Annotated in this window: 21 protein-coding genes; 8 read left to right on the forward strand and 13 right to left on the reverse strand. The window is 56.8% G+C overall.

Annotated features, from left to right (window positions below; all coding sequences use genetic code 11):
• Positions 1-46 precede the first annotated feature (46 nt).
• The 11 genes from ACOSDM_RS14270 to speB form a co-directional block, all read right to left on the reverse strand.
• Positions 47-1,975: an ABC transporter substrate-binding protein gene (locus ACOSDM_RS14270; RefSeq protein ID WP_420725206.1), complete on the reverse strand. Its 1,929-nt coding sequence runs from the start codon at positions 1,973-1,975 to the stop codon at positions 47-49.
• Positions 1,975-3,858: an ABC transporter ATP-binding protein gene (locus tag ACOSDM_RS14275; protein ID WP_420725207.1), complete on the reverse strand. Its 1,884-nt coding sequence runs from the start codon at positions 3,856-3,858 to the stop codon at positions 1,975-1,977. The genes ACOSDM_RS14270 and ACOSDM_RS14275 overlap by 1 nt, the downstream gene beginning before the upstream one ends.
• 33 nt (positions 3,859-3,891) lie before the next feature.
• Positions 3,892-4,404 (reverse strand): hypothetical protein, encoded by a 513-nt coding sequence (locus tag ACOSDM_RS14280; RefSeq protein ID WP_420725208.1) that lies wholly within the window; start codon positions 4,402-4,404, stop codon positions 3,892-3,894.
• A 12-nt stretch (positions 4,405-4,416) separates the two neighbouring features.
• Positions 4,417-5,178, reverse strand: a complete 762-nt coding sequence (locus ACOSDM_RS14285; RefSeq protein ID WP_420725209.1) for a hypothetical protein — start codon at positions 5,176-5,178, stop codon at positions 4,417-4,419.
• Positions 5,175-6,347, reverse strand: coding sequence for a glycosyltransferase family protein (locus tag ACOSDM_RS14290; protein ID WP_420725210.1), 1,173 nt, complete (start codon positions 6,345-6,347; stop codon positions 5,175-5,177). The genes ACOSDM_RS14285 and ACOSDM_RS14290 overlap by 4 nt, the downstream gene beginning before the upstream one ends.
• Positions 6,344-6,955, reverse strand: coding sequence for a histidine phosphatase family protein (locus tag ACOSDM_RS14295; RefSeq protein ID WP_420725211.1), 612 nt, complete (start codon positions 6,953-6,955; stop codon positions 6,344-6,346). Before ACOSDM_RS14295 ends, ACOSDM_RS14290 begins: the two co-directional genes overlap by 4 nt.
• A 2-nt stretch (positions 6,956-6,957) precedes the next feature.
• The gene (locus ACOSDM_RS14300) at positions 6,958-8,109 is read right to left on the reverse strand and encodes a glycosyltransferase family 4 protein (RefSeq protein ID WP_420725212.1); all 1,152 of its coding nucleotides are present in this window, start codon (positions 8,107-8,109) and stop codon (positions 6,958-6,960) included.
• A complete protein-coding gene (locus ACOSDM_RS14305; RefSeq protein WP_420725213.1) occupies positions 8,102-9,334 on the reverse strand; it encodes a glycosyltransferase family 4 protein in 1,233 nt (410 codons plus the stop codon). Before ACOSDM_RS14305 ends, ACOSDM_RS14300 begins: the two co-directional genes overlap by 8 nt.
• Positions 9,335-9,340: 6 nt before the next feature.
• Positions 9,341-10,573 (reverse strand): glycosyltransferase family protein, encoded by a 1,233-nt coding sequence (locus ACOSDM_RS14310; RefSeq protein WP_420725214.1) that lies wholly within the window; start codon positions 10,571-10,573, stop codon positions 9,341-9,343.
• Positions 10,574-10,765: 192 nt separating this feature from the next.
• Entirely contained in the window at positions 10,766-11,944 is a 1,179-nt protein-coding gene (locus tag ACOSDM_RS14315) for a response regulator (protein WP_420725215.1), read from the reverse strand.
• Positions 11,945-11,994: 50 nt separating this feature from the next.
• Positions 11,995-12,972, reverse strand: a complete 978-nt coding sequence (gene speB, locus ACOSDM_RS14320; RefSeq protein WP_420725216.1) for an agmatinase — start codon at positions 12,970-12,972, stop codon at positions 11,995-11,997.
• 207 nt (positions 12,973-13,179) lie between these two features.
• Here speB and ACOSDM_RS14325 point away from each other — a divergent pair, with 207 nt between their 5' ends.
• The 5 genes from ACOSDM_RS14325 (at position 13,180) to ACOSDM_RS14345 (ending at position 20,958) form a co-directional block, all read left to right on the forward strand.
• A complete protein-coding gene (locus ACOSDM_RS14325) occupies positions 13,180-14,337 on the forward strand; it encodes an efflux RND transporter periplasmic adaptor subunit (protein ID WP_420725217.1) in 1,158 nt (385 codons plus the stop codon).
• 11 nt (positions 14,338-14,348) lie between these two features.
• Positions 14,349-17,507 carry an efflux RND transporter permease subunit gene (locus tag ACOSDM_RS14330; RefSeq protein WP_420725218.1) on the forward strand — a complete coding sequence of 1,053 codons (3,159 nt, stop codon included), beginning with the start codon at positions 14,349-14,351 and terminating at the stop codon, positions 17,505-17,507.
• Between the two features lie 32 nt (positions 17,508-17,539).
• Positions 17,540-18,901 (forward strand): 30S ribosomal protein S12 methylthiotransferase RimO, encoded by a 1,362-nt coding sequence (rimO, locus tag ACOSDM_RS14335; protein ID WP_420725219.1) that lies wholly within the window; start codon positions 17,540-17,542, stop codon positions 18,899-18,901.
• A 69-nt stretch (positions 18,902-18,970) separates the two neighbouring features.
• Entirely contained in the window at positions 18,971-19,447 is a 477-nt protein-coding gene (locus tag ACOSDM_RS14340) for an NUDIX hydrolase (RefSeq protein WP_420725220.1), read from the forward strand.
• On the forward strand, positions 19,435-20,958 hold the full coding sequence (locus tag ACOSDM_RS14345) for an inorganic phosphate transporter (protein ID WP_420725221.1): 1,524 nt from the start codon (positions 19,435-19,437) through the stop codon (positions 20,956-20,958). Before ACOSDM_RS14340 ends, ACOSDM_RS14345 begins: the two co-directional genes overlap by 13 nt.
• A gap of 2 nt (positions 20,959-20,960) precedes the next feature.
• On the opposite strand, the gene ACOSDM_RS14350 is transcribed toward ACOSDM_RS14345, so the two are convergent.
• Positions 20,961-21,503 (reverse strand): response regulator, encoded by a 543-nt coding sequence (locus ACOSDM_RS14350; protein WP_420725222.1) that lies wholly within the window; start codon positions 21,501-21,503, stop codon positions 20,961-20,963.
• Positions 21,504-21,695: 192 nt separating this feature from the next.
• Between ACOSDM_RS14350 and ACOSDM_RS14355 the strand changes: the two genes are divergently transcribed.
• Positions 21,696-22,691, forward strand: coding sequence for an adenosine kinase (locus tag ACOSDM_RS14355; protein WP_420725223.1), 996 nt, complete (start codon positions 21,696-21,698; stop codon positions 22,689-22,691).
• Positions 22,692-22,703: 12 nt separating this feature from the next.
• The gene (locus tag ACOSDM_RS14360; protein ID WP_420725224.1) at positions 22,704-23,579 is read left to right on the forward strand and encodes an AEC family transporter; all 876 of its coding nucleotides are present in this window, start codon (positions 22,704-22,706) and stop codon (positions 23,577-23,579) included.
• Positions 23,580-23,614: 35 nt separating this feature from the next.
• Here ACOSDM_RS14360 and ACOSDM_RS14365 read toward each other — a convergent pair whose 3' ends face one another.
• Positions 23,615-24,913, reverse strand: a complete 1,299-nt coding sequence (locus ACOSDM_RS14365; RefSeq protein ID WP_420725225.1) for a class I SAM-dependent RNA methyltransferase — start codon at positions 24,911-24,913, stop codon at positions 23,615-23,617.
• 190 nt (positions 24,914-25,103) lie between these two features.
• Here ACOSDM_RS14365 and ACOSDM_RS14370 point away from each other — a divergent pair, with 190 nt between their 5' ends.
• The gene (locus ACOSDM_RS14370; protein WP_420725226.1) at positions 25,104-25,895 is read left to right on the forward strand and encodes a motility protein A; all 792 of its coding nucleotides are present in this window, start codon (positions 25,104-25,106) and stop codon (positions 25,893-25,895) included.
• Positions 25,896-25,903 lie beyond the last annotated feature (8 nt).

Raw genomic sequence — 25,903 nt, forward strand, 5'->3', positions numbered from 1 at the left:
ACGCCCGCGACCGGGACCTGTCTGTTTTAAATCGACATCACCACGCCTATTCCGCCGCCTGGGCGGTTAGGGAGTCCTTGTCCCAGAAAAAATAATCCATCCCGTATAACCCAAAATGTGCGCCCGGGTCCCAATTCCACAAACCTTCGACCGGAATATTGCGCAAGCCTTTCGCCACCACGACGGGCTGCAGCACACCGGCAACCAGCCCGATGGTTGGCAATTGATCCGCGTGAAGTTGCAGCATTTCATGCCAGATTTTTGTCCGCTGCGCTTTCGTTTCCGCCAGATACCATTGCTGGCGCAGGTCCATCAGCGTGACGCCGATTTCCATATCGGGGGCATTGCCACCATTTTGATTGGTTTCAAAATATTCGCCCCATTCTGACCACTGATATTGCGCCTGGGTAACCGGAGCCAGATCATTTGGGGCCATATCAGCCGTTGCCAAACCGTTTTCGAACCCGGAATCCATCGTCATCTGGGTCTGCCCGGAAAAGATCCGGCGCTGCAAGGTTTCTTTGCTCAGCGGCTTGGTGAAAATCTTGATCCCCAATTCCCACCAGCTGTCGGTGATCAGTTCCAGAATATCGGCCTGTTCGGTGGATCCTGACGTTTCCACGATGATTTCAATCGGCTTGCCATCCGGGCCCAGACGGGCGCCTTCCCAATTGCGTTTAAGCCCCATCTGATCCAACAGGGCATTGGCCTGCTTCAAATCAAACTGGGCCCATTCGCTGCGATATTCTTGCCTGTATAGGGGGCTTTGCGGCAGCATTGTATTCTGCCCTTCCACGGCAAGCCCGAAATAGATCACGCGATTGATTTCATGCCGATTGATTCCCAAAGACAACGCGCGCCGGAACCGGACATCACGGATCAATTCCCGGAATACCGGATCCTTGACGGTCAGATTGGGCAGGATCGCCTGATGCGCACCTTTAGCAATGCGCCACAGATAGGTGTCATAGTCATGGCTGGCCTCGTTCCGCTTCAGCAATGTGACATCATCAAACCGCAGATAACGGGCCTGTAAATCCACATCCCCTGTCGCCGCCTTACCGGAAATCAGCTTCTCTTCGGTGACGTTGAAGATAACCTCGTCGATATAGGGCAATTGCAAACCGTTGCTGTCGACTTTGTAATAATACGGATTGCGGGTAAAAATGAAGCGATCCGCCGGGGCCTCGTTCTGAACGACCCAGGGCTGCAGGGTTGGCAGGTCCACCTTTTCGTATCGATAATATCGGCCATTCTTGATATGAACCGCCGCCCAGTTGCGCTGACCCGCCTCTTCCGCCGCCGTGGTCAATTCCGCCAGCGGTTGATAATTCGGGTGAAACTGGCTCAGGTAATGTTTCGGGGCATAAATCTGGTTCGGGATCGCCTGTGCCAATCCTGGCAGGAAATCCGGGTTCGGCATTGGAAAGTGATAGCGGATCGTCGTCTCGTCCAGCGCCTCAACCTGCGCCGGTTGGCCCATAACCTGTAGATAGGTCGGCGGTCCGCTGGCATACAGATCCTCGTTCAGTGCCATATCTTCCCAGAAATACAGGAAGTCTGCTGTGGTGAACGGCGCACCATCGGACCATTTATGTCCGGGCCGCAAATGCAGCGTAAAGGTCCGCCCACCATCGGTTTCCTCATAGGATTCCAGAATGTCGGGCACCAGATTGAAATCCAGATCGTATTTCACCAATCGGGCATAGCCATAGACATACATCTGCCGCGTATCTTTAGCGGATTTCATCAACATGGTCAGCGAGCCGCCCTGACGACCGGGCACCTGACCACGCGATTCCAGATCCGCCACAAAGGGCACAGCGGGCAAACGCTGTTCAACCGGCGGCAACAGCCCCACGGTAACCTTGTCCTCCAGGATGGGCGGACCGACATACTCCATCGCCTGTGCTGGCGGCACAGATAAGAACAGGGTCAGGGCGGTTGAGAGGAAAACGGATACCTTGCCCGTCATTATGCGGCACTCCTTTGCAGCGCGGCACCGTCCAGCGCCCGAACGAAATGCCCGCCCCCCAAATCATGAAATACCGGGCGGTGATCCGCATCATCGGTAAAGGGCGCTGGCCACAAGGCAGGGTTAGAGGCCTTGTCATCCATCAATTGTGCGAAATTCAGCGGGCGGTCTGGATTGGGTTCCGGTACCGCCCGCAACAGGCCCTGAGTATAGGGATGCACTGGGTTTTTGAACAACAGGTCCCGGGGCGCGATTTCCACCAGCCGCCCGCGACACATCACAGCAATACGGTCGGCGATGTAATCCACCACGGCCAGATTGTGGCTGATAAAGATATAGGTCAGACCCAGATCCCGCTGCAAATCCTTCAACAGATTTAGAATCTGTGCCTGGATTGATACATCCAGGGCGGAAACCGGTTCATCACAAATCAGGATTTCAGGATTCAGCGCCAAGGCGCGGGCAATGCCAATCCGTTGACGCTGCCCACCAGAGAAGCTGTGGGGATAGCGCTTTAAATGCCGCATATCCAGACCCACCAGATCCATCAAGGTTGCGGCCTTGCGTCGGCGTTCTTCAATCGTCCCGATCCCGTGAATGGTCAACGGCTCAGTCAGGATATCCAATACCGTCATACGGGGATTGAGGGACGAAAACGGGTCCTGGAACATGAACTGCATGGTGCGGCGGAACTTGAACAAGGCGTCGCCTTCCAGTTTCAGCAGGTCGATATCGCTCTTGCCATCATAATAAGATATCGCGCCATTATCCGGGCTTAACGCGCGCATCATGATCTTCGACAGCGTGGTCTTGCCACAGCCGCTTTCCCCGACCAGTCCCAGGCATTCTCCGCGATTGACCGTGAAGCTGACATCATCCACCGCGCGCACTGGCGTTGACGTGCCAATCAAGCCCCCTTTGCGGATCGAAAACGTCTTTGTGATCCCCGCCACAGACAGGATTGGTTTTACAGGATCGGCAACGGGACGCGCGGGGCGATCTTCATGCAGGGCGGTCGATTTCGTTTCAATCTCCCGGATCGGGATCAGTCGTTCGCCCGGTTTCATGTTGAACCGCGGCACCGCATGCAACAACGCCTTCAGATAGGGATGTTGTGGGTCGCGGAAGATATGATCCAGCGTGCCATATTCCATGACCTGTCCGTGATACATGACGACGATTTCTTCGGCCATATTGGCAACGACACCCAGATCATGGGTGATCATCAGAACCGCCATGCCCAATTCTTTTTGCAAATCGCGCATCAATTTCAGGATTTGCGCCTGGATTGTGACATCCAGCGCGGTCGTCGGCTCGTCTGCGATCAGCAGGGACGGATGACAGACCAGCGCCATCGCGATCATCGCCCGCTGGCGCAACCCGCCCGACAGTTCAAACGGATAGGTCCGCAAGGCACGGTCCGGATCGGGAAAGCCGACCATTCGCAGCATATCGCGCGACAGGTCCTGAACCTCAGCAGCGCTGCAATTGCGGTGCAGTTCCACCGCTTCCCCAATCTGATTGCCGACCGTGTGCAGGGGGGACAGAGCCGTCATCGGTTCCTGGAAGATGATTGAAATGCGCCCGCCGCGGATGCTGCGCATCGCCGCGCCATCGCGATCCAGTTTGGCGATATCGACGCTGGAATTTTCGACGCGGGGATCATTGAACACAATCGACCCGCCGGTGATGTCTGCCGCCTTGGGCAAAATCCCCATAATCGCCTGGCTGATTACAGATTTCCCCGATCCGGATTCCCCGACCAGCGCCACGGTACCACCGGGTGGCACGCGAAAGGAAACGCCCTTAACCGCCTCGACCGATCCTTCCATCATGCGAAAGCCGATGCGAAGATCTTCTACTGTCAACAAATCCCCGACCATAGCGCTTCCGCGTCCCCCTGATAGTCTTTGTTCTTAACCCGCATCCGGGGGATCATCCCCCGCGATGGGCGCCCCCAATGCATCAAAATTGTGCACTGTCGTTGGACTAACCGCAACGGGGACTTTCGAACAGACCCGCGCAACCTGTTTCACCACAGTATCAAAGCTATTCAGGTTAGAGTCGATCCGAATTACCGTGGTCCCATCAGATAATTTAAGCGTCATGACCCCATTGCCGGACCCGGATCGCGACGTGGAGAAATAGGACAAGGTGACCCCCGTCAGCTCCAACCAGGCAATTTCCTTGCTGCCTATCGGGGTGGCGACCCTGATTTCATCTTGCGACAGTTGGATTTCCGTTTTGTGGCGAAGGGCGGTTCTGACAATAAATATAACAAACAGCCCTGCAATTGCCGCCAGAATAACAATGATCGCTGAAAGAATTCTATCCAGCAGAATCAGCGGAAGCAGGGTGACCGCCAGTCCCAGAAACCCGCGTAAAAGGTCCCACAGCAACGGCGTTTTCAGATAATACAATCTGATCATATCACTATTTCCTCAAAGGCCCTGAGGGGCGGAAATCCATCCAACGCCTGAATGCTCATCGACAAACTGAACCAGGCGCGCCAGAAAATCCCAACTGTCCTGATCATGCTCCAGGTGATGGGTCAACAGTCCAACCGCTTCTGTCGCATCGGTGTCAGGCGTCGCGATCCGCCGCCTTGCCAAGGCGCCGACAAGATCGGCCAGCACGGCCTCCTCCCCCAGAAACCGGGCGTGACCAATCTTTTTCTTGGCCTTCCAGTCCAGGATATCAACATGCGTGTTCAGACCCGGCACCCTGCGATTGGGCGACCGGTCTGTGAAGGTGGAAACACCCTTCAGCCCGGCATCGGCAACACAGTCGGCAATCTTGGGTGCGATGCGGTTCCAGGGCGGCACGAATAAGGGGAAGACCTGATCCCCAAACGCATCCTGTAACAACGCCAGGGACCGGCGCAGTTCCGATACGGCCTGGGTGATATCCCGACCGGCCCCGAATTCAGCCTTTTTGCGATCTGCCGGTTCATGATTGGTATGGGCATAGCCATGGGGCAGAATTGAAACCCTGTTCATCCCCTGCATCCTGGCGATCAGCGATGGGTCCAGCCCAACCGGAATAACTGCCAATGCCAGGGGAAGGTCCTGGGCGACGGTCAACAAGTGATCCAATTCCACCGTTGCCGCGCGGGCATCATCATCCCGCCACCACAGCCGGGCCTGAACCCCGGTGCGGTGCCATAGATCCAATTCCTGACGCAAGGCATCCCAACCCGTCATCGTCCCTCTCCCCCAAGCAGATCCATCAAGGCTGCGGCGGATTGTGTGGCCCCCTGCAGGCGATAGGGGGACTGGCTTGGTCTGGGCAGGGCCAACGCCCGGTCCACTGCCTGTGCCAATCTGCCGGGCGTCAGGTCCTGTTCCGGCAGACAGATCACCCGCCCAGCAGCCGCCAACAGAGCCGCGCGCATGGGCTGTTCGGTTTCCTTACCCCCTGGCCCGGCAAAGGGAACCAGCACTGATGGACAGCCCGTCACCGCCAGATCCGCAACCGTGTTATACCCGGCCTGACTGATCGACAGGGAAGCCCCGGCCAACAGGGATGTGAAATCGTGGCGCGCCGCTTCCACTATAATCCCATTTGGCAGCACATCCAGAACCGCCCGATCCTCTGGCGGCAGATTGGGACCGATTAATATGCGCCATGTCCGATCTGCCAGACGCGACAGGGGTCGCGCCGCCACCGCCGCCCGGATTAAGGCCCCGCCCACTGCCCCCCCGCCACAGGAAACGATAACCTCCCCCGCTTGCTCAAGATTGGGACGATCTGAAATTGGCATCGGGGGTGGGGGAGAAACGATGCCGGTATAGATCAGCCGATCTGCAACAACAGCCGCCGCCGGGAAGCTGTCGACCAGTTGTGCAAAGCCCGGATCCCCGTGCACCAAAACCGTGTCAAAAAGCAACCGGGTTAATTCCGCAATCTGGGCGACTTTTGAAAGATCGGATCGCGCCACCAGGATATCCCGCACCGATACGACGGTTCGCGCGCCCATTGTCCGGGCCTGCTGAACCAGTGGGACCAATTCAAACCGAAAGGCGCGTCGCGCGAAGGGAAAACCTTCCACCAGCAAGATATCGGGCTGGCTGGTTTCAAGCGCCGCCAGGCTGGCCGCCAACCGCCGCGCCCGCCAGGCATCATCAACGACCTGACCCGTATCCGCATCAACCACGGCGGAAAACGCCGCATCCGCCGACCGTGCCGAGGGCAATTGCACCCGCGTCAAACCTGGGGGCGTGTCACATTCCAGGGCGGGAACGCCCCCCTCCATCAAGGTGACATCAAATCCAACATCAACACAGGCCAAGGCGATCCGCTCAGCGCGAATGCGATGCCCAATACCCAACATATGTTGCACATGAAACAGCAGCCGGGGCTTATCGTTCATGATCCCCCCTGTGTGGTTGCGCCCAACGGGGCATTCAACTGCAAAACATGGGGTATGCCCTTGGCATCCAAGGTGAACAGATGAACCGCATCCCAGCGTAATTTGTCCGGAATTTTACCGGTCATATCCCATCCCGCCGCCCAGGCATAAATCGCCCGGATAACCCCCTTATGGGTGATCGCCAGCACGTCCTCTCCCGCCTGGACCCAGCGTTGCAGCAAGGGGGCAAGGCGGGCCTGAACCATGCGGGGGCTCTCCCCACCAGGGGCACAGAAATCCAGTCCCCGTGCCTCATTCAGGCGCATCTCCTCCCCCAATTCCTGACGCAGATCGGACAGAATGCGCCCTTCCCATTCCCCATAGCTGATTTCAGTCAGTTCCGGCGCGGTGGCCCATGGGCCATCACCAAAAACAATCTGGGCGGTTTGCTGGGCGCGCGCCATCGGGCTGCAATACCGTTGAAATGACATCATCGCAGGCGGCACTCTATATCCAGACACACGCGCCCGCCCTGCCAGGCTCAGATGGGTATCGATGCGGCCCTGCAATCTTTTTTCCGTGTTCCAGTCGGTCGGGCCATGGCGGATCAGGGCAAGGTGTATTGTCATGGTCAGCGCCCCTGAATCAAGGGAGTCAGGGTGTTATGCAACATCCGCGCGGCGCTGGATATATCATGCTGCGCCTGTATATGGGCGCGCGCTGCAAACACCATTTCCCCCCGTCGTATCGGGTCCGCCAACAGTGTTTCGACCGCACTTGCCAAAGCCAGTGCGTCGCCTTCCGGGGTCAGCAATCCTGTTTCCCCGTCCCGCACCATTGCGCGCACCCCTGGACGATCCCCCATCACCACCGGCAAACCCGCAGCCTGTGCTTCCAGCGGGGCCATGCCGAACGCCTCCCCCACAGCGGGCCACACATACAGATCACACGCGGCATTCAACTGGCGCAATGCCCGGGCCTCCAGCATGCCTGCAAAGCAGATGCGATCATCACCGGCAAAGGCCGCTGCAATCTCCGCTCTCGCGGGGCCATTGCCGACCAGAATCAGGCGTAAATTCGCGGGACCAAGCTGTCGCATGACCTTAGACAGCACCAAGAAGGACTGTTTCTTGTCCCCTTCCCGCATCATGCCCGTCGCAATCAACCAGGGCACGTCCAATGGCAGGGACAGACGCGCCGCCCAGGCCGCGCGATGGTCAACCCGATGGGCAAAGGGCGCGCCTTCCAGCTTTGTATCCAGAAAGGGTGGCAACGCAACCTGATCCGCACTGGACCGCAAACAGGGGGCGACCCCCGCAAAGTCCTTTGGGTTGGGCTGTAAAACCAGCGCCGCCTGATTGAGTGCATCCAGGCTGAGTCGATATCCCCGCGCCCAGGGTCCAGACCCTTTCGCAGGGGCAACGCTGGCTTCGGCAACCACATAGGGGATGTTCAGCGCGCGACTGACGGCGGGGCCCAATAAATCCGGGGCCTTGTGATACAGGTGATAGGTGAACCAGATATCAGGGGGGTTCTGGCCATAACGCGCCAGAAGCTTAGGGATCAGCCGCGCCGCGCGCGCTTCAATCTGCTGTTGTCGTGTGACATTTCCATCGGCGTTGCGACTGCGCAGACTGCTGGCCAGATCAACCTGAAACCCTGCCTGCCGCAGGGCGCGCATCAGCAATCTGGCAAAGCGCCGGTCGCCCGATGGGGTAACATGGCCGGGCGGTTTCAGCGGGACATAAAAGGCCACATTTGCAAGGGGCAGCTCATCAGTCATCGGGCCGGTCTTCCGGTTGCAAGCCAAAGCGCCGGGCCAGAATATCCAATTCATGGGCGGCATTAAAAGACTCGCGCACCCGTTCCGCGCCAGCCTGAGCCAATGTCTGTCGCAGGGTTTGATCCCGGATCAGCCTTTCCAAAGCCGCCGACAGGGCCGCTGAATCTCCCGGCGGCACCAGCAGGCCGGTCTTCTGCTGTTCGATCAATTCTGGAATGGCCGATACTTCGGTCGCGACCACCGCCACGCCCTGACTTTGCGCCTCCATCAACACATTGGGCAGGCCATCCCGATCCCCGTCTTTGGCAATCTTGCTGGCCAGCACAAAAATATCTGCCTGACGCAAGGCTTCCAATACGGCTGTCTGGGGCTGTGGCCCGCGCCATTCAATGCGGTCGTATAAGTGCTGGTCCACCGCCTGTTGCTTCAGGGATGCCAGCAATTTCCCACCGCCGATATGGACAAGCCGCCAATCCAGCTCTTTCGGGATCAGGGACAGGGCGGTCAGTAAGTCGCCAAATCCCTTTTTGGGCACCGCACGACCCACCGACAACAGAATAACCGGTCCCGGCACCGATTGTGGCTTTCGGTCCAGCAGGGGAAACCTGTTCAAATCGATGCCATGATATTGCAGGGCGACGCGATCCGGGTATGGGGCCAGTTTGCGCAAATGCTCTGCCCCGCTGGCGGTGCAGGTCACCAGCCAGTCACACTGAGCTAGCTTTTCACGGATTTCCCAATCGGGGGAGGTCCAGATATCCTTGGCATGGGCGGACCCGCTATAGGGCAATTGACGCATTATTGCGGCATAGCGCGTGACGGAGGCTGGTGTGTGCAGGAAATGAAAATGCAACCGCACCACATCCTGCGGCAGTTCGGCTGCCAAAACACAGGCCTGACCGAAGCGGCGCAGGCGATTGCGCGTTCTATCCCGTTTGAGATCAGCACTAAACGCGGCCCAGGCATCCCTGTAACCGGGTAGCTTCCGCGCCTTGCGCCATCCCCGCCAGACCCGCAAGGGCTGTGAATGCAGATATTCCGGCAGATAGGAAACAGGTGCCCGAATTTCCGCATGGACCGGATGGGTCGCCGTATCTGTGGGGTGGCGCAGCGATATCAGGCGGATATCCAAACCACGTCGCTCCAGGCCCAAAATCTCTTGCGCGATAAAGGTTTCCGAAAGTCGGGGATAACCCTTCAGAACAAAAGCAACAGGACCTTTCATGGATGTTTAGGCTCTTTTTTCTGCCAAAGTGAGGGCACGTCTGGGCCGTTCAATCCATCGGCGGGCCAGACGATCCACATTTTCCAATCCATCCATCAGGCCAGGCACGACAACCTGTGACGGTTTAGGCTGCTGCGGCAAATGGCGCAGGGCCGTGATCATTGCGCTTATATCCGTCTGCTCGCCCGTGCTTAACATCGACACCAGGTTCAGTTCCTGAAACCGTTTTGCCCGAATAAACTGTTCCCGCCGGGGCACGGTACGCGGGACAATCAAGGCACGCTTATCAAAGCTCATAATCTCACAGAAGGTATTGTAGCCGCCCATCGCAACAACACCGACCGCTTCCGACATCAGGCTTTCCATGTGGGCGTCAAAGGTAATGACCTCGACATCGTCCAATACAGTTGCCCGTTCGATGAAATAGGCTTGGGTTTCCGACGGCATGAAAGGACCCAGCACGATCAGCGCGGGATAAGGCTGTTGGCGATCTACCTCATAGGCACGGATCACCCAATCGACCATCACTTCACCATCGCCACCGCCGCCGGGGGTGACCAGGATATAGGGACTGTCAATCTTTGCAGGCTGGGACAAGTTGCCATCGCTGGAAACCTCCCGCCGCAGATACCCGGTATAGGTCATTTTGCGGCGCACGGAATCAGGCACATTGATTCCCGCCAGCGGATCATGAATCTGCGGCAGGCCATAGACCCAGATCGCATCAAACAGGTCCTGCAGGGCGGGCATGACATTCTTGCGTTCCCATTCCGGTTCCAGCAGGTCCGGGTCATCCATTACATCGCGCAGCCCAAGGACCGTCGGCACCCCCCGATCCCGCATAACATGCAGCGTCTCTTCCACCTCTCCCCGCAGGCCCAGCGGTTCCTTGTCGACGATAAACAGGTCGGGATCGAACATGCTGGCCGTGTGGCGGATGATGGATTCCCGCAGCGCCAGAGTATCTTCAATGTCGATATGCAGTTGCAGCGGGGTGTAGTCGCCATTGCGCAGCTTGATCACACCCGGAACCCGCACAAAATCAACGCGGCTGCGAAAATCAAAGCTGCCGATGATCGATGATCCCGTCAGGATCAGGACCGTGACATCCTTGTTCTTTTCCACCAGATGATGCGCGATGGCACGACAACGGCGCAAATGGCCCAGCCCAAAAGTATCGTGGGAATAGATCAGAACGCGGGCATTATCCCCGCGACCGGTTCGTGTATAGCCTTCCATCCTGCCTCTCCCAAACCTATCGACCCCCAATAGGCCCTATTCGACGTTTCCGCCAGCGCGCGGGAACGCGCAGTTTCTGGCACGAGAAGGCAGCACAAAATCCATGCTGTTCCCAAACACGTGCTTAACTATGGCATAGAATTCTGATTTTTGAAAATGACTCATCAGCGACCGAATGTGAGGTAAAATCCGCTAGTCGGAAGTTTCATGAGGATGTGACACTTCAGCATCGACAACTTCAACATCCGTACTGTCGCCGTCATCAGACAATAAATGCTTACGGGGGGGCGGGCGCTTTTGCTTTGGTTTTTCAGGTTCATTTAAGGCATTGGCATTGGATTCCTGAAACGCCCGACTGACATATTGCAGGCCGGAAGAATTGCGCAGGAACTTACCATTGGCGCGCTGCAATTCACGCAGCAGCTCGCGCCCGACAATGCCGCCATCGCCTTTGATCTTGTCGCGGACCACTGCTTTCAAAATGCGCAGATGTTCCTCAATCAGGTCGCAACACGCATCGGACCGATCCAGATTGTGCAGGGTCAGGTCAAACAAAGACCGCGCAACCTGGGTCACCAGCGGATAGCCAAATGTCCCCCCCTGACCCCGCATTTCATGGGCCAGAAAGTTAATGGCGTTGAAGGGACGGCGGCGATCGGCCGTGTCTGACCGACGACAGGCCGTAAGAGCGCTTTCGATCTGTTTGATGAAATCCAGTGTCCAGTCGCGGAAATCTTCAGACCAGCTGTCCATTTCCCGCTGCATCGCGACGATTTGTTCGACATTGATTTCAGCAGATGCAAAGCGGCGGCGCATGTCCGGGGGTGGATCATAGAAGGTGACGCCCTTTGCCTGATCAGACTCTTCGGCATCACGGCGTTCTTCCGCGCTTAATGTTTCACGGCGGCGACGATCCGGACCAAAGAAATTGCCGATCCGGACATAGCGTCTTTTATCTTTCAGGGCCGCCATCAGATGCACGGCGACAGATTGCGCCGAAAATGGCTTGCTGAGAAATTCCGTCACCCCAAGCTCTCTGGCCAACTGGACACGGGCCGGATCGGAAAACGCTGTGATCATGACAAAGGGCATGAAGCGGTTCGGGGATTCCTTGTGTTTGCGTACCCAACGCAACAGCATGGCCCCATCGACAGGATGCATCACCCAGTCAGACAGAATAGCGTCCACCCGCCCGGCACCTGCGGCCGATGGGTCCCGCGCCATGGTGCGTAGTAATTCAATCGCTTCCGCGCCATTGGACGCGCGCAGAATGTTGCCCACCCCAAATGTCCGCAGCACCGAAGACAACAGGCTCCGGATTTGCAGTTGATCCTCAACGATTAGAATAGTGCTGTAGTTCAATACGCTCATGTCGATCCCAGATAGAAGCCGCCGTCAGGAGTGATCACCCCGGCAACCGGTCAAGCTGATTTCTGTTCAGCCCGTTTCTTTTCAGCCAGCAAACACAGCCAATCATGGCCGATTGTCGCCGCCGCAATCGCCGTAATCTCTGCATGGTCATAGGCCGGCGCGACTTCCACAACATCGGCCCCAACCCAGTTGATTGCGCCCAGACCACGCACAATTTCAAGCCCCTGCGCACTGGAAAGCCCCCCTGCGACGGGCGTTCCGGTGCCTGGCGCGAAGGCCGGGTCCAGACAATCAATATCAAACGTCATATAGGCAGGTCCATCGCTTCCCACCACCGCCAATGTACGATCAATAACAGCCTGAACGCCATTCTTGTGAATCCAGGGCGCATTCATTTCGACATAGCCATAGTCATCGTCATTCCATGTTCGAAGCCCGATCTGGACCGATTTTTCCGGAATAACCAGGCCTTCTGTCGCCGCGCGGGCGAACATCGAGCCATGGTCCAGCCGCACACCATCATCGGGCCAGGTATCGCAATGGGCATCGAAATGGATCAGCCGGATCGGGCCATATTTTTCGGCATAAGCCCGCAGGATCGGATAGGTGACAAAATGGTCGCCCCCAAGGCCCAGGGTTTTGGTCCCTGTCTCCAGGATAGCCCTGAAATCCGCTGTAATGACATCAGGCGCATCCTTGCCATAGCCGGAGTCAAAATAAACATCCCCCCAATCGGCAACCGCCAATGTGTCAAACGGATCAAAGCCGAATGGAAATGCTTTTAGCTCCGACAATTGCACAGATGCCGCACGCACGGCGCGAGGGCCAAGGCGTGCGCCCGGGCGATAGGTTGTCGCCAGATCGAAGGGAATACCCACAACAGCAACATCCGCAGCCCCCAGGTCGCGCGTATACTTCCGACGCAAAAAACTTGTTGCCCCGGAATATGTTGCATCATGACCGCGTCCGATCAGGCTTTCCGCCCGAAACGCCTGATCACCGTCAACATCGCCTGCATGCATCGACATTCCAAACGCTCCCCATAACGACCCGATTAAATACCGAGTTTGGGGGGGCGATTCCAATTCGGCAAGGCTATGTATGCACGACATCACAATAAAGTTTACGAAAGGAGATTGTTTGCACTGCGATGAAACAATATGTTGCATTGCGTCAAAGGCCGACACATCTGTGGCCCTATTCGTGGTTTTATTGAGAAATGGGAGGATCGCGCCATGCGCGTTAAGCACACCATCGCAGCCATTGCGACCCTTATTGTATTATCCGGTTGCGACGATGCGCAAACCGATGCTCAGCAAGGGGCTGCCCCACCTCCCCCAACCGTGACCGTGGCAACCCCACTGGTAAAGGAATTGATCGAGTTTGATGAAGTGACCGGCCGTTTTGAAGCGGTTGAGGATGTCATCATTCGCGCCCGCGTGACGGGCTATGTCGATAGCATTAATTTCAATGATGGACAGATGGTCGAGGCAGGCCAGGTCCTGTTCACCATCGACCCCCGTACCTATCAGGCCGATGTCGCCGGGGCGCGCGCTGATCTGATCGCGGCGGAAACGTCCCAGAAGCTTGCCGCATCGGAACTGGCGCGGCTGAGCAAGTTGACCAGCGGGCGCACGGTGACTGAATCGGCGCTGGACACCGCCCGGCAGGAAAAGGATTCCGCCGACGCCAATGTCGCCGCTGCCCGCGCCACTCTGGCCCGCGCCCAATTGAATGTGGATTTCTCTACCGTCAAGTCGCCTGTTACAGGACGTATTTCAAACAGCAACGTAGATGTTGGTGACCTTGTTCTGGGGGATGCGAATCCAACAGAACTAACCCGTGTGGTGTCTTTGGACCCGATGCATTTCGTATTTGATCTCAGCGAGCGGGACTATCTGGGATACCAGCGCATGCGAGCAACCGAAGAAGTTACGAATGGGCAGAGTTCTGAAGTAAAGGTGCAGTTGAACCTGTCCGATGAAACTGACTGGGCACGCGAGGGTACAATTGATTTCGTTGACAATGTCGTGGACAAAGGCACGGGCACGATTCGTCTGCGCGCCGTCGTCCCCAATACAGATGATGTCTTGACGCCCGGTTTGTTCGGACGACTGCGCCTGCCGAACTCGCCACGCTATAAGGCGATTTTAGTGCCGGATTCCGCCATTATGAGCGATCAGGCACAGAAACTGCTGTTGGCGGTCAAAGCCGATGGGACGGTAGAGTCCAAACCCGTGGTTCTGGGTCCCCGCGAATATGGTCTGCGCATTATTCGCTCAGGCATTGAACCAACAGACAAAATCATAATTAACGGGCTGCAAAAAGCGCGTCCTGGGCAACCAGTCACCCCGCAGGATGGCGAGATTACAGTAGTCACCGATAAGCAATAAGGCGTGAAGTTATGAAATTTTCCCACTTTTTTATCGAACGCCCGATCTTTGCATCGGTCTTGTCCATTGTCATTGTGGTGTTGGGAGGAATTTCTTTTTTCAGCCTGCCCATTGCGCAATATCCTGAAGTTGCGCCCCCCACCATCCAGGTTTCGGCCACCTATCCCGGGGCATCCGCGGAAACTGTCGCAGAAACCGTCGCCTCCCCGATCGAGCAGGAAATCAACGGCGTTGATAATATGCTCTACATCAATTCACAATCGACCGGGGATGGGGGTGTAACGATCACTGTCACATTCGCGTTAGGGACGGATCTGGATGCAGCCCAGGTTCTGGTGCAGAACCGGGTCGCCATCGCCGAACCGCGTCTGCCAGAGCCGGTGCGCGCTCTGGGGGTCACAACCCGCAAGAATTCACCGGATATCATGCTGGTGGCCCATTTGTTGTCACCAGACGATTCACTGGATCATCTTTATGTCTCCAACTACGCCTATTTGAAGGTTAAGGATGAAATCGCCCGTCTGGATGGCGTTGGGGACGTCCGGGTGTTTGGCGCGCGGGAATATTCCATGCGGGTCTGGCTGGACCCGCAGCGCATGGCCGAATTGGGCCTGATCGTCGATGACGTCACTGCCTCCCTGCAGCAACAGAATGTTCAGGTCGCCGCTGGCGTGATCGGGCAGGAGCCGATGTCAGACAACATTGATCTGCGCCTGAATGTCGAAGCCAAAGGCCGATTGGCCAAGCCAGAGGAATTTGAACAGATCATCGTCAAGCGCGGCGACGATGGCAGCATCACCCGCCTGCGTGATATTGCCCGGGTGGAGTTGAGTGGTTATGACTATTCCTCCAACTCCTATCTGGATGGTAAAGAAGCAGCGGCCATTTTGGTATTCCAAAGCCCAGGCAGCAATGCCCTAGAGACATCCGATGCCGTCCTGGCACGCCTGGAAGAGTTGAAAAAAGATTTTCCACCTGGTCTTGACTACCGCGCCGTCTACAATCCGACTGAATTCATTCAACAGTCGGTTGATGCCGTGCTGCAAACCATTTTGGAAGCCATCGCCCTGGTGGTGGTCGTCATCATCCTGTTCCTGAAGACCTGGCGCGCAGCAATTATTCCCATTGTCGCCATTCCGATTTCTCTGATCGGAACATTCCTGATCATGGCTGCTGTTGGTTTCTCGCTGAACAATCTGACGCTGTTTGGATTGGTATTAGCCATTGGCATTGTCGTCGATGACGCCATTGTCGTGGTGGAGAATGTTGAGCGGAATCTGCGCAAAGGCATGACGCCGCGTCAGGCAGCGCACCGTACGATGGACGAGGTCAGCACGGCCTTGATCGCAATTTCACTGGTGTTGTTGGCAGTGTTTATTCCGACCGCCTTCGTGACGGGTATCGCCGGGCAGTTTTACCGGCAATTTGCTGTCACGATTGCCGCTTCGACGGTGATTTCACTGATAATCTCGCTGACATTGTCGCCAGCGCTGGCGGCCATGTTGTTGCGCAAGCACGAAGCGGACGAAAAGCACTCGCTGCTGATGCGTCCGATCCATGCTTTCTTCCGTGGGTTTGATCGCAGTTTTGACGCCTTGTCCAGCGGCTATGGCGGGGCGGTGAAACGATTGGTGCGCCTGCCTTTGATCGTATTGGTCGTCTATGGCGGCTTGATCTATGTTGCCGCGGATACCTTCATGAAGACACCAACCGGCTTTGTGCCCGAAATTGACCAGGGGTATTTCATCACTGTGATTCAAGGGCCACCAGGTGCCTCTTTGGATCGAACAGATAAAATCGTGACCCCCCTTGCGGAAAAGATCAAAGCGATTGAAGGGGTCGGCAATGTTGTCGCCCTGACCGGCATTGACGGGGCAACATTTACGTCTGCAACGAATGCGGCAGTACTTTTCACCCCCTTGATGCCATTTGCGGAACGGGAGGAAAAAGGCATAACCGCGGACGCAATCTTTGGACAGATGTGGGGCATTGTCTCCCAGGTTCAGGAGGCGCAGATTTTTGTCGTCAAACCACCGCCCATTCGAGGAATCGGAACCGGTGGTGGCTTTAAGTTATATGTTCTGGATCGTCAGGGACGGGGGTCAGAAGCGCTGGAACAGGCGGCCTGGACTCTTGCCGGTGCAGCGGGTCAAGATCCGCAACTAACGCAAGTCTACACTTTCTTTAACACCAGCACGCCCAAGATCTATGCGGATATCGATCGCCAGAAAGCGGAAATGCTGAATGTGCCGCTGGAACGCATCTTTTCCACATTGTCGACCTTCCTTGGGTCACAATATGTCAATGATATCAACCTGTTTGGTCGATCATTCCGGGTAAAGCTGCAGGCGGATGAAGAATTTCGCGACGACGTTTCCGACATCAGCAAGCTGTGGACACGAAATCTGGATGGCGGGATGGTGCCCATTGGCACCATTGCGTCGTTTGAGAACCGCACAGGCCCCTATCGCGTGCCTCGGTTTAACCTGGCCCCCGGTGCCGCCGTTCAGGGGTCGACCGTACCGGGCGTTTCCACGGGCGAGGCCATTGTGAAGATGGAAGCCCTGGCAGATAAGGTTCTGCCTGATGGTTTCACCTATCAATGGACGGATATCGCCTACCAGGAGAAACAGGCCGGCAATACAGCGATTTATGTTTTTGGCGCGGCAGTCCTGTTCGTATTCCTGCTGTTGGCCGCCCAGTATGAAAGCTGGCTGCTGCCCCTGGCGGTAATTCTGATTGTGCCTATGTGTCTGTTAGCAGCCATGTTGGGCGTCAATTATCGCGGCTATTCAAACGATATTCTAGTCCAGGTCGGACTGATCGTTCTGGTCGCCCTGGCAGCGAAGAACGCGATCCTGATCGTAGAATTCGCCCGTCAGGCCGAAGAAGAGGGTATGAGCCGCTTTGACGCCGCCGTGGAAGCCGCTAAAACCCGATTGCGCCCGATCGTGATGACCTCTTTAGCCTTCATTCTGGGGGTCACGCCCCTGGTGATAGCAACCGGGGCCGGGGCGGAGATGCGTCAGGTTCTGGGAACGGCCGTGTTTTCCGGCATGATCGGGGTTACAATCTTTGGCCTTATCTTCACACCGGTCTTCTATACAATCTGTCAGAAATTCGCCGGCAAACCCCGCGAACCCTATGAGGACCCGAAGACTGAGGCTTGAGTGCCGGGTAAATCTCGGCTACGACCCGCGTTATGAGCACAGTCAATGCATCCCTCCGCCCGAAAACCTCTCCGGGCAAAGTCGGCTTCGTCAGTTTAGGCTGTCCGAAGGCGCTGGTGGATTCTGAACGAATTCTGACCAGCTTGCGGGCGGAAGGGTATGACCTATCCCCGTCCTATGAAGGGGCGGATGTGGTCGTGGTCAATACCTGCGGCTTCCTGGACAGCGCCAAGGCGGAATCCCTGGAAGCGATTGGGGAGGCTCTGTCGGAAAACGGGCGTGTCGTGGTCACCGGCTGTATGGGTAAAGACGAGGCCGCGATCCGCGCCGTGCATCCCAATGTGCTGGCCGTCACCGGCCCTCAGCAATATGAACAGGTGGTCAATGCCATCCACGATGTGCTGCCGCCGCTGCAGGATGCGAAATTCGACCTGATGCCGCCCCAGGGGATCAAGCTGACGCCGCGTCATTACGCCTATCTGAAAATCTCTGAAGGCTGTAATCACAGCTGTAAATTCTGCATCATCCCGTCGATGCGCGGCAAGCTGGTCAGCCGTCCTGCGGCAAAAGTCCTGTATGAGGCGGAACGCCTGGTAAAGGCCGGGGTGAAAGAACTGCTGATCATCAGCCAGGATACATCCGCCTATGGTGTCGATTTAAAACACGAAACCAGCCGCTGGAATGGGAAGGAAGTCCGCGCCCATATTCAGGATCTGGCGCGCGAACTGGGGTCTCTGGGGGCCTGGGTTCGGCTGCACTATGTCTATCCCTATCCCCATGTCGACAAATTGGTGCCGTTGATGGCCGACGGATTGGTCCTGCCCTATCTGGACATCCCGTTTCAACATGCCAGCCCCAATATCCTGAACCTGATGCGCCGCCCGGCCCATCAGGAAAAGACCATGACGCGGATCAATGCCTGGCGGGCGATCTGTCCCGACATCACCCTGCGATCCACCTTTATTGTCGGCTTCCCCGGCGAGACGGATGCGGATTTTGATTTTCTGCTGGACTGGCTGAAAGAAGCGCAACTGGATCGCGTCGGCTGTTTCAAATACGAAAATGTCGACGGCGCCGCCGCCAATGATTTGCCGGACCATGTTCCTGAAGATGTGAAAGAGGACCGCTGGCACCGCTTTATGGCCGCCCAGGCGGAAATCAGCGCCGCGAAATTACAGAAAAAGATCGGCCTGGAAATGCAGGTCCTGGTCGATCAGGCGCAGGGCGACGACGGCTATACCACCGCCCGCAGCACCGCCGATGCCCCGGAAATCGACGGCAATGTCCATATCGAAGGCCCCGGCGCGGAAACCCTGCAGCCCGGCGATCTGGTTACCGTTCAGATCACGGACGCTGACGACTATGATCTGTATGGCGAAGTGATCCTGAAGTAACCCGTTGTGCAACCCGCACATTAACGATTGGCCTGGGTCGAATCGTGCGATAGTGATTGTTACATATTTGTGACAACGCCCCCTGATTTGAAGAAGCCTGTGTTCATTCAGCCAGCATCAGTGCAACAGATCGCGGCCCTGCCCTATGTTTCCGTAGGCGGGCAGACGCAAATTCTTTTGATAACCTCGCGGGAGCGGGGACGCTGGATTCTGCCAAAAGGATGGCCGGTCAAAGGCCTGTCCTATTCAGACGCCGCCGCACGCGAAGCGGAGGAAGAGGCCGGCGTGATCGGACCTGTTTCGGCGGAACCCTTTGGGCATTTCGACTATCAGAAGCGCATGTCCAAGGGCTATGAAGTGCGCTGTTCCGTCCTGGTTTATCCGTTACACGTGATCGAACATCGGCTGGAATGGAAAGAACGTGGCGATCGGCAAATGCGCTGGTGCACCCTGTCAGAAGCTGCCGGTCAGGTCGACGATGCCGGATTGTGTCATTTACTACAGTCTGCCCAGCGGACTTTTCCCACGGTGCCATGGACCCTTTAAAACAATCCCTGGATAAAGACCTGGAAAAGATCGTCCATGTCGAGGCCGCTGCACGGTCTCTGTCAGGACGCCTGACGGCCCCGTCGCTGGCGCTGTTGTTTCTGGGGTTTTCAGGCTTGCTGGCTCTGGTCATATCCGGTTTCGGCAATAATGCGACACTGATCGTCTTTGCCGCCATTCTGGGGGCCTATATGGCGCTGAATATTGGCGCGAATGACGTTGCCAATAATGTCGGCCCGGCAGTTGGTGCGCGCGCCATGACACTGGTATGGGCCCTGGTGATCGCAGCCATTTGCGAAAGCGCCGGTGCCCTGCTGGCTGGGGGCGATGTCGTTTCGACGATCGCCAAAGGCATAATCGACCCGACCCAGGTTTCAGAGCCACAGACATTCATATGGGCGATGATGTCATCCCTGATGGCGGCTGCAATTTGGGTTAATCTGGCGACCTGGATCGGGGCACCGGTATCAACGACCCATGCCGTGGTCGGGGGCGTCATGGGGGCAGGCATAGCGGCGGTTGGTATTTCCCTGATTCAATGGGGAACCCTGGGGGCGATTGCTGCCAGTTGGGTTATTTCGCCCATATTGGGCGGCGTGATTGCAGCCCTGTTTCTAGCCTTCATTAAGGTCTATGTGATCTATCATGATGACAAGATCGCAGCGGCGCGTCGTTGGATCCCGCTTCTGGTCGCCATCATGGCTGGATCGTTTTTCGGATATCTGGTGCTAAAGGGATTATCCCATATCTGGAAACCCAGCGGTCTGGTTATTCTGACCCTGTCAGGCGTGGTTTTCCTGATCTGTTGGGCGGTAATGAACCCTATAATCCGCCGTCAATCCAGGGGCATGGAAAACCGCAATCAGTCCTTGCGTGCCTTATTTCGCTTCCCGCTGATCTGTTCTGCGGCGCTGCTGTCCTTTGCCCATGGTGCAAACGATGTCGCCAATGCCATTGGCCCGCTGGCGGCGATCCTGCACAGCCTGCAAGACGGGAAGATCGCCGCGACGGTCACCGTGCCGATCTGGGTCATGCTGATCGGTGCCTTTGGAATCAGTTTGGGGTTGTTTCTGTATGGGCCGAAACTGATCCGCATGGTTGGCGCGCGCATTACCAAGATGAACCCGATGCGCGCCTTCTGTGTCGCCTTGTCCGCCGCGATCACGGTGATCCTTGCCTCCTGGCTGGGCCTGCCGGTCAGTTCCACGCATATCGCGGTCGGCGCCGTCTTCGGTGTCGGCTTCTTTCGGGAATTCTATACCAGCCGCCAGCGGGTGATCCGCAAGGCGGAGCGTCGTTTACAAACCGATGCTGCCTGGGCAGGCGCAGAGCGTCGCGGGGCCAAATCCCTGCCCCGGATGGTGCCGGAGGAGATTGCCCATCGCAAACTGGTGCGACGGTCCCATTTCCTGACCATTATTGCCGCCTGGTTGATCACGGTTCCTGCGTCGGCGCTGTTGTCCGCCGGGATTTTCCTGATCGTGCAATCGGTCATGAACGTTGGCTCTTGAGTTTAAGGCTTTTTCGCACCACCCGGGGGCTTGCTGTCGGCTGAGGTCGCGTCCTTACCTTCGATATCTGACGCCCGACGTTTCAGGGAGCCGTCCCCGACAGGCGGCCGACGTCGACGGTCCGGGCCGGCAAAACCCGGCGCCTTAACAAAGCTTCGGGGTCGCTTAACAATTTCCTGAAGGCGTTGATAAACAGAATTGGCGGAAATTGGTTTTGCCAAAAATTCCGTTATTCCTGCATCGCGGGCCTCTTCAACACGATGCCGCTCTGTATGGCCTGTCAGCATTATGATGGGTATATACGGGCGGTCCGAGTCCGTCCGAATGGTCTTCGCCAGTTCCAGGCCGCTCATCGGTTCCATCATCCAATCGGCAAAGATCGCATCTGCATGGAAACTTTTCAGATGCATCAATGCTTCTTTCCCATCGCTGCATTCCGCAATACGCACGATGCCAAAAGCCAACAGTATTTCCTTCAGCAAATGACGCATCGACACATTATCATCGACGATCATGACGCTCAGGCGCTCAAAATTTTGAGCCATAGCACTCAATCCTTACCACACGAACCGGTTACAGATATCTTTATCAGAATACATCACACGTCAATGGGCTAGATTTTAACGCGACTTTCCTGCGTACCGTTGCACAATGCTGTTGATGGAGGTATCACGCGATCACTAAGTTCTTCCTGACCCTTCCGGGCAATACCTTATTTTCTTTAGGAGAGTTTTGATATGTCAGAAATGCGCTACGATGTTATCGGTATCGGAAACGCCCTTGTTGATGTTTTGGTCGAGGTCGATGACGCAGCGCTGACACGCGCCGGACTTCCCAAGGGCGGTATGTCCCTGGTGGAACGCGCCGATTCTGACAGTCTTTATGACACCCTGCCAGCCGGAGTTGAAAAATCCGGCGGGTCTTGCGGCAATACCATGGCTGGCTTTGCCGCACTGGGCGGCGTGGGGGCCTATATCGGCAAGGTCTGTGACGATCAGTTCGGTGCTGTTTTTCGCCATGATATGACCGCGATGGGCGTGGATTTCCCAACAGCCGCAGCCCCTGGCGACATGGGGACCGGTAAATGCCTGGTGTTGGTGACACCCGATGCACAGCGCACCATGGTGACCTATTTGGGGGCGGCATCAAATTTCGCTCCAGACGACGTATCCGTTTCTGCGATCCAGGCCGCCCGGGTTTTGTATCTGGAAGGATATCTGTTTGATCGCGATGCTGCCAAAGCCGCCTTCATTGCAGCGGCCAAAGCCGCCCATGCCGCGGGGCGCGAGGTTTCCTTGAGCTTAAGCGATGGTTTCTGCGTTGACCGTCACCGTGATGCCTTTCTGGATCTGGTGCGCAATCATGTCGATATTCTGTTCGCCAATGAGCAGGAGATTTGTTCCCTATATCAGACGGATGATTTCGATACCGCGCTGAAGACCGCAAAGCAGGATTGCAAGATTGCCTGCCTGACCCGATCTGAAAAAGGGTCTGTGATCCTGTCTGGGGACGATATGCATGTTGTTCCCGCAGAATCGGTCGCCAAGGTCGTGGATACGACAGGCGCTGGCGATCAATATGCCGCAGGATTCCTGTATGGCTATACACAAGGGTATGATCTGGCGAAATGCGCCCGGATTGGCGGGATCCTGGCAGCAGAAGTGATTTCCCACTATGGCGCGCGCCCGGAAGCGGATGTGAAAGCCCTGGTTGCGAAAACGCTGGGGGCATAAGGGCGGGGCACCATGATCGAAAACCTTATCGCGGTTCTGGCACCGGTCTTTCTGACCGCTGCCGTCGGGTATATCTGGGTCAAGGCCGGGCGCACCCTGGACAGTGACCAGTTCACCCCGATCGTGGTCTTTATCGGCAGTCCGTGTCTGGTTTTCTCCGCCCTGATAAAATCAGATATTTCCCTGATGGAGGTGTCGCAATTTGCCGGGATGGCGGTGCTGGTGCATTTTTCCGCCTTTGCTTTGGGGTTCATCGCCCTGAAACTGATGCGCCTGCCCTTGCCCCCGTTTCTTCCCGCCCTGATGTTGCCCAATACCGGGAATATGGGGCTTTCGCTGTGCCTGTTTGCCTATGGTGATGTCGGTCTGGCGCTGGGTGTTGGCTTTTTCACGGTTTCATCCGTCATTCAATTCACCATCGGGTCGTCGATTGCGGCAGGCAATATCTCCTGGAAGCGCGTGGCGACGACACCCCATATCTATGCAATCCTGCTGGCGGGGCTGTTGCTGGGCACGGAAACACAACTGCCCCTGTGGCTGGACAATACAATTTCCCTGATTGGTCAGTTTACGATCCCAATCATGCTGTTGCTGTTGGGGGTATCGCTGGCGCGCCTGACGGTTGGCAATCTGGGCCGCGCGATCATCCTGTCGGTAATTCGCATCGGCGGGGGGTTGATCATCGGTCTGGCCATGGTCTGGGGCTTTGACCTGCACGGCGTTCAAGCCGGGGTGATGCTGATTATGTGCACCATGCCTGTCGCGGTGTTCAATTACCTGTTCGCACAGTATTACAACAACAGCCCGGCCGAAGTGGCAGGCCTGGTGGTCGTCTCCACCGTGATGAGCTTCGTCGCCCTGCCCGTCCTGCTGTATTTTATTCTGTGAGCATCATGCGGCCGCATGAACTCCTGAATGTTGCTCTACCGCGTTAAAACAGCCACGGCTTCTAAATGCGATGACCAGGTGAACTGATCGACCGGGGTGACCTGCTGCACCTCATAGCCGCCATCCATTAACACGCCAAGATCCCGCGCCAGGGTTGCCGGATTGCAGGATACCGCAACGATTGTCTTAACAGTGCTCCAGGCCAGTCGCTCTGCCTGGGCCGCTGCGCCTGCACGAGGCGGATCAAAAATAACCGCATCGTAACGCGCCAGTTCCTGTTCGGTCAGGGGATGTTTGGCCAGATCCCGACATTCCGCCTGGACACGCAGGCCCGCTGCCGCCCGTCGCAGGGCGTCGACGGGGGCTGATTCCCCCTCAGCGGCGAAGACATTTGCCCCACCCACGGCCAGCGGCAAGGACAGACTGCCGCATCCTGCATACAGGTCGGCAATGATTTTAGCGTCTGGCGGTAATCCGGCGCGCACCAGATCGACCAGGATCGCCTCCCCCTCACGGCTGGGCTGCAGAAACGCCCCGATGGGCAGATCGACCGGCACACCGGCGATGATCAGGCGGGCGGGCCGCCTTGCTGCGACGGGTTCTGCAAATCCATCCGATTCCCAGGCAATCCGCGCGATATCATGTTTCTCTGCAAAGCTGACCAGCCGCTGCCGTTCGGCCAGGTCCGGGTCGGACGGGCGGGCCGGAATAAACATCAGGTCAAACCCGGTATCGCTGAGCGTGACCTGAATATCCCCGCCCTTTCCGAGACTGTTCATGGAGGTGGCGAGGTCTCGCAAGGCCGGTAACAGGGCGACGATTTCCGGGCGCGCAACCGGGCATTCCTGGATATCGATCAGGCGGCTTGTGCCCCGGACGTTAAACCCGATCATGGCCCTTCCGCCCGGACGCACAATTGTCAAACGCAAGCGCCGCCGCGTCCCCGGGGGCACTTCGCGCGTCTGTGCAACCAGATCTTCACTGATCCCACGGCGACTTAAGGCCTCCACCAGATGGCCGCGCTTGATGCGCGCAATCGCGCTCAGATCTAAATGCTGCAATGAACAGCCACCACATGTCGCGGCATGCTGACAGACGGGATCAACGCGGTCCGGACCGGGCGTAATAAGGTCTAGCATCTTTGCCGCCCAGCCGTCGCCCCGCTTTTCGCCGGGTGCCGCGACAACCGTATCCCCGGGCGCCGTGCCCGGTATAAACAGCGGGCCCGATGGGCCCTGAGCCACACCGTCACCCCGTGCACCGATGCTATCAATCGTGACAGTAACGGGCGGTGCAACAACGCGACTCTTAGTGCTTTTTCGTCTGGGGCGCACGGGCACAAGGCTCCTGGTATCAATTATGGGGCAGATTTATTGGCTTTTACCGCGAAGTCACCCATACTCGCCCATTCAGTTGCGGATGACAGGGGCCGAATCGCGCATACTGATACATGATTAACACGGGCAAGACAGCCCAGAAAGTCATGGGGCTGTAAAAGGGTTTTGCGGGGGGCGTTCACGGCAGATGTCACTTAATACGCTTATTGCCTTTCTGTTGGCCTTTGGGCTGTTCATCTTCGCGATCGTATCGCAGACGAACAATTATCTGATATTCGTTGACCCTTTCAGCTTTGTCATGGTCATCGGTGGCACGTTGGCGGCGACCTTTCTGGGACAGGAATACCGCTATGTCATGCTGGCCCTGCGCAGCATTTTTAGCATGTTTGCAGTCTATCGGGCCGGACGGAATGTCCTGAATCAGGATGTCGGGCGCTTGATCCAATGGGGGTATCTGGCGCAGCAGAAGGGGCTGATCGGTCTGGAGGCTGAAGTCAAGAAAGTGCAGGGGGATGAATTCCTGAGCTTCGGGGTCGAAAATCTGCTCAGTGGCTATACCGGGGAAGAATTGCGCGAAACCCTGGAAATTACCGCCGATAAGACTTTTGAGCGGAATCTGGTTCCCGCCAACATTCTGAAAGGCATGGGCGCGACGGCACCGGCCTTTGGCATGATCGGCACATTGGTTGGCTTGATCATTATGCTGTCCAGCCTGGGCGCCGATCCGAAAGATCTGGGGATCGGTCTGGCCGTCGCCTTGAATACGACCCTATACGGCGTGTTATTTGCCCGATTAATCCTGATTCCCGCCGCATCCAAATTGACCCAGCGCCAACAGATACAACGCTTTCGACACGAATTGATTACAGAAGGCCTTGTGATGCTCGCCGAACGCCGCTCACCAAGATATATTGCAGATCGAATGAATAGTTTCCTGGACCCCAACATACGTTTTGACATTGATAAGCAGGCGAAATAACAAGGCAA

Origin of the sequence: Hwanghaeella sp. LZ110 (genome assembly GCF_048892525.1) — a bacterium.
In the GTDB taxonomy this organism is placed as follows: Bacteria; Pseudomonadota; Alphaproteobacteria; order UBA8366; family Aestuariispiraceae; genus Pacificispira.

Excerpts from the sequence above, each read along its gene's own strand:
- ACOSDM_RS14270 (WP_420725206.1), bottom strand. The coding sequence starts at position 1,975 with ATGACGGGCAAGGTATCCGTTTTCCTCTCAACCGCCCTGACCCTGTTC.
- ACOSDM_RS14275 (WP_420725207.1), bottom strand. The coding sequence starts at position 3,858 with ATGGTCGGGGATTTGTTGACAGTAGAAGATCTTCGCATCGGCTTTCGC.
- ACOSDM_RS14280 (WP_420725208.1), bottom strand. The coding sequence starts at position 4,404 with ATGATCAGATTGTATTATCTGAAAACGCCGTTGCTGTGGGACCTTTTA.
- ACOSDM_RS14285 (WP_420725209.1), bottom strand. The coding sequence starts at position 5,178 with ATGACGGGTTGGGATGCCTTGCGTCAGGAATTGGATCTATGGCACCGC.
- ACOSDM_RS14290 (WP_420725210.1), bottom strand. The coding sequence starts at position 6,347 with ATGAACGATAAGCCCCGGCTGCTGTTTCATGTGCAACATATGTTGGGT.
- ACOSDM_RS14295 (WP_420725211.1), bottom strand. The coding sequence starts at position 6,955 with ATGACAATACACCTTGCCCTGATCCGCCATGGCCCGACCGACTGGAAC.
- ACOSDM_RS14300 (WP_420725212.1), bottom strand. The coding sequence starts at position 8,109 with ATGACTGATGAGCTGCCCCTTGCAAATGTGGCCTTTTATGTCCCGCTG.
- ACOSDM_RS14305 (WP_420725213.1), bottom strand. The coding sequence starts at position 9,334 with ATGAAAGGTCCTGTTGCTTTTGTTCTGAAGGGTTATCCCCGACTTTCG.
- ACOSDM_RS14310 (WP_420725214.1), bottom strand. The coding sequence starts at position 10,573 with ATGGAAGGCTATACACGAACCGGTCGCGGGGATAATGCCCGCGTTCTG.
- ACOSDM_RS14315 (WP_420725215.1), bottom strand. The coding sequence starts at position 11,944 with ATGAGCGTATTGAACTACAGCACTATTCTAATCGTTGAGGATCAACTG.
- speB (WP_420725216.1), bottom strand. The coding sequence starts at position 12,972 with ATGTCGATGCATGCAGGCGATGTTGACGGTGATCAGGCGTTTCGGGCG.
- ACOSDM_RS14325 (WP_420725217.1), top strand. The coding sequence starts at position 13,180 with ATGCGCGTTAAGCACACCATCGCAGCCATTGCGACCCTTATTGTATTA.
- ACOSDM_RS14330 (WP_420725218.1), top strand. The coding sequence starts at position 14,349 with ATGAAATTTTCCCACTTTTTTATCGAACGCCCGATCTTTGCATCGGTC.
- rimO (WP_420725219.1), top strand. The coding sequence starts at position 17,540 with ATGAGCACAGTCAATGCATCCCTCCGCCCGAAAACCTCTCCGGGCAAA.
- ACOSDM_RS14345 (WP_420725221.1), top strand. The coding sequence starts at position 19,435 with ATGGACCCTTTAAAACAATCCCTGGATAAAGACCTGGAAAAGATCGTC.
- ACOSDM_RS14350 (WP_420725222.1), bottom strand. The coding sequence starts at position 21,503 with ATGGCTCAAAATTTTGAGCGCCTGAGCGTCATGATCGTCGATGATAAT.
- ACOSDM_RS14355 (WP_420725223.1), top strand. The coding sequence starts at position 21,696 with ATGTCAGAAATGCGCTACGATGTTATCGGTATCGGAAACGCCCTTGTT.
- ACOSDM_RS14360 (WP_420725224.1), top strand. The coding sequence starts at position 22,704 with ATGATCGAAAACCTTATCGCGGTTCTGGCACCGGTCTTTCTGACCGCT.
- ACOSDM_RS14370 (WP_420725226.1), top strand. The coding sequence starts at position 25,104 with ATGTCACTTAATACGCTTATTGCCTTTCTGTTGGCCTTTGGGCTGTTC.